1 protein-coding gene and 1 pseudogene are annotated in these 3,126 nt (G+C 46.4%); both read right to left on the minus strand.

Translation table 11 applies throughout. From position 1 onward, the window contains the following. A pseudogene (locus RDQ32_RS10960) lies at positions 1-1,272 on the minus strand (polyphosphate kinase 1); the annotation flags it as partial. A 240-nt stretch (positions 1,273-1,512) separates the two neighbouring features. After that, complete coding sequence (locus RDQ32_RS10965; protein ID WP_308580522.1) at positions 1,513-2,931, minus strand: amino acid permease; 1,419 nt, start codon at positions 2,929-2,931, stop codon at positions 1,513-1,515. Positions 2,932-3,126 lie beyond the last annotated feature (195 nt).

Consider the following 3,126-nt stretch of genomic DNA (forward strand, 5'->3'; position numbering starts at 1 on the left):
GATTACCTGACAGCCTGCATCTTCCAAGCGATGGGACATTTCGATGTTGTTGGCTTCATCAAATCTTGCCCGAAGCTCCACCAACACCAGGACTTCCTTTCCATTTTCCGCGGCTTCACAAAGGATATCCACGATCTGACTGTGGCTGGCTACCCGGTACAGGGTAATTTTAATGGAAACCACGGAAGGATCTCTGGCTGCGTCCTGCAACAAGCCTAAAAATCCCTTCATGCTTTCGTAGGGGTAGGACAGCATCAAATCCCGGCGTTCTACCTGAGAAAGGACGGACTCGCCTTTTTGAATGTAGGCAGAGCTTCTGGGGCTGTACTTCGGGTAGAAGAGCTCCGTCTTCTCTCGAAAGCTGTTCTGTAAGGTAAAGAGGAAGGACAAATCCAAGGGTGTTCCGCAGTGCAGGATGTGCTTATGGGAAATGCCAAGATGCTCCGCTATCTTTTTCTTTACGGACTTATGCAGCTCTCTGGTAAATTCCAATCGCACCGGATTCAAACGGTTTCGCTTCTTTAGAAGCTGCTCCATCATGCCTCGATAATCCAGATCCTCATCGTAGACATCCGTAGCGTCAATATCCGCATTTCGGGTAATCCGAAGGATGGACTTTTCCTTAATCTGATAACCGGGATAAAGCTTGGAAACAAAGTGTAGAATCAACTCCTCGGACAGCATGTGGTAGCCCTTTCTTCCGGGAATCTCGATGAGTCGTTTAAAGACCGGGTTCCAGCAGGGCACAATTCCCAGCTTCTTTTTGCCGTTCTTACTTTCCAGACGTACCACCGCATAAAGCTCCCGGTTCTGTAAGAAGGGGAAGGGTTGTGTCTTTCCCACAATCATGGGAGAAAGGTAGGGACGAATGGCCTGATCAAAGTAGATTTCCAGCTGACTCTGCTCCGCCTTGGACAGTCTTTGGAAGTTAATGATGTGGATGCCCACCGGCTCCAGCTCTCCCATGACCTGCTCATAAATTTCTTTCCGCTTTTGCTCTAGGCGTTGAACCTCTTCTAAAATCAAATCCACCTGCTCTTCACTGCTAAGATCCGTTTTATTGTCCCGGGTGGTTTTCTTAGAGCGCATTTGCTGCATCAAGGTACCCACACGCACCATAAAAAACTCATCCAGATTGGTCTGGTAAATGGAAATAAAGGGCAGACGATCCAGGAGGGGCACTCGCGGATTTCCTGCCTCATCTAAAACGCGCTCATTAAATAAAAGCCAAGACAGTTCTCGGTTTTGATACGCTTCTCTTCCTTCCTTCATTTTCCATCCCTCTTTTCTCTCTATAGCGGCAGGAAAGATTTTCCCCTTATCCGACTCCTGCCTGTCCATGTGGCTGTCTCTTCCGTTATGCAGTAAGGTCTGCTTCGTTTCTTTCCTATTACTTAAAGATAATAAATCTTCCCTCCCCCTCTGTACAGAGGGAAGAGGGAAGAAATTTTGTTTTCTACGAAAATGAAAGCTTCTGGAATGGCGATGGTTCTGCTCTGTCCAAGCCATGACTTAGGCCTTTTCGTTCTTTGCCAAAATCGGCATGATAATTCCCAAGATGGAAAGCACTACCGGGGTAATGATATTTAAAGCCATGGTGAAAGGATCATCGGAGTGCATACCCATTAAACAGCAGATTGCGGTAAGGGCAAAGCACCATACACCGAAGCCCAGAGCCACTGCATTGTTCTTTACAAAGTAATACTCTCTTGGGAACTTGTCTCCGGCCTTTCTTAAAGCAATGTAAGCCACGAATACCCAAAGGTAACGAAGAGGCATACATACGGAGTTTAACTTAGTCAGCTGCTTTAATACTGCTGCTGCACCCGGAACGAAGGACTGTGCCAGGATGATGGAGCCGGAAAGTACAGCTACCATGATGATACCGTTTACATAGCTTCCTTCCTTGTTCTGCTTTAAGAGCTTCTTGGGGAAGAATGGACGAGTCTCTTCATTGTCCAAAAGCATACGAAGGGGAGCATCAATACTGATAATCAGAACCGCAAACTGTCCGATTACGTTACAAAGAGCATAAATCACCAGCAAAGCATCTCCAACATGATAGTACTGGCCAAGCTTCTGGAATGCCCAGTAGGATCCGTTTGCCGCATAGGAATCAAAGGCTTCCTTGCTTTCGTTGATTAATGCAGGGTCAAACATCATACCCATAGCGATGGTTCCCAGCATAGCACACACCACAACCATGATAGCCAGGGCAATCATTCCTTTGGGGAAGCCCTTACTGGGGTTCTCTACCTTATTTACATAAGGAGAAATCTTCTCACATCCGCCTACCGCAAATACCAGGATGGAAAGAGAGGTGAAATACTCCAAACGGAAGTTCGGGATAAGGTTCTTTAAGCTAAAATCCAAAGAAACATAGTCTCCCTGAGGATTGATAGCCGGTGCCGCAAACATCATTACGATGTAGAGCAGGGACATAATAAACATACTGGAACCTGCCAGGGTAGCCATCTTCTTCAAGGGGTTTAAGCCCTTGCTGGCTACATAGCAGAAGATAATGAGTAAAGCAAAGGTAATCAACTGAATCATGAGCGTGGGGAGCTTATCATAAAGCTCTGCGCTACGGAAGATTACCCAAGACAATGCCTTCAGTCCGCCACTTGGCTTACTGGCAATGTAGGTGATGTGACAAGCCCAGTAGGTCCAACCTGCATAGTAAGCAAGCTTTGTGCCTAAGGTTTCTCTGATCCAGGAGCTCACACCGCCTCCCGCATGCTTGAAGGCAGAGCCCAGCTCTCCTACCATTAACGCATAGGGGACAAAATAAAGGGCAAACATGAAAATCCAGCTGAAAATAACCTGAATTCCGTTGAACCATACGAAGCCGTTGGTTACGTTTCCAAATCCCCATACTGTGGAAAAGGCCATAAACGCCAGCATTTTCCAACTAATTTTTTTCTGATCCATACTTATTCCTCTTCAATTCTAATTGCTGAAATCGTGTCACGAAGCTTTCGTAACACAGGTTGAGCGATTTTTTCCTCCGGCCCTGTTCTCCATTTTCAGTTCCGAAGAAAAATCTTTTTACGAAAAGAGAATTTCGTAATTTCCGTCACCCCGTCCCAAAACGGAGGAGGAGAAAAACAGCTTAGCTACTTCCAC

The sequence above is a fragment of the uncultured Oribacterium sp. genome (assembly GCF_902481605.1).
Taxonomy (GTDB): Bacteria; Bacillota; Clostridia; order Lachnospirales; family Lachnospiraceae; genus Oribacterium; species Oribacterium sinus.

What these genes read in the sequence shown, in the direction of transcription:
- RDQ32_RS10965 (WP_308580522.1), bottom strand. Translation starts at nt 2,931, where the DNA reads ATGGATCAGAAAAAAATTAGTTGGAAAATGCTGGCGTTTATGGCCTTT.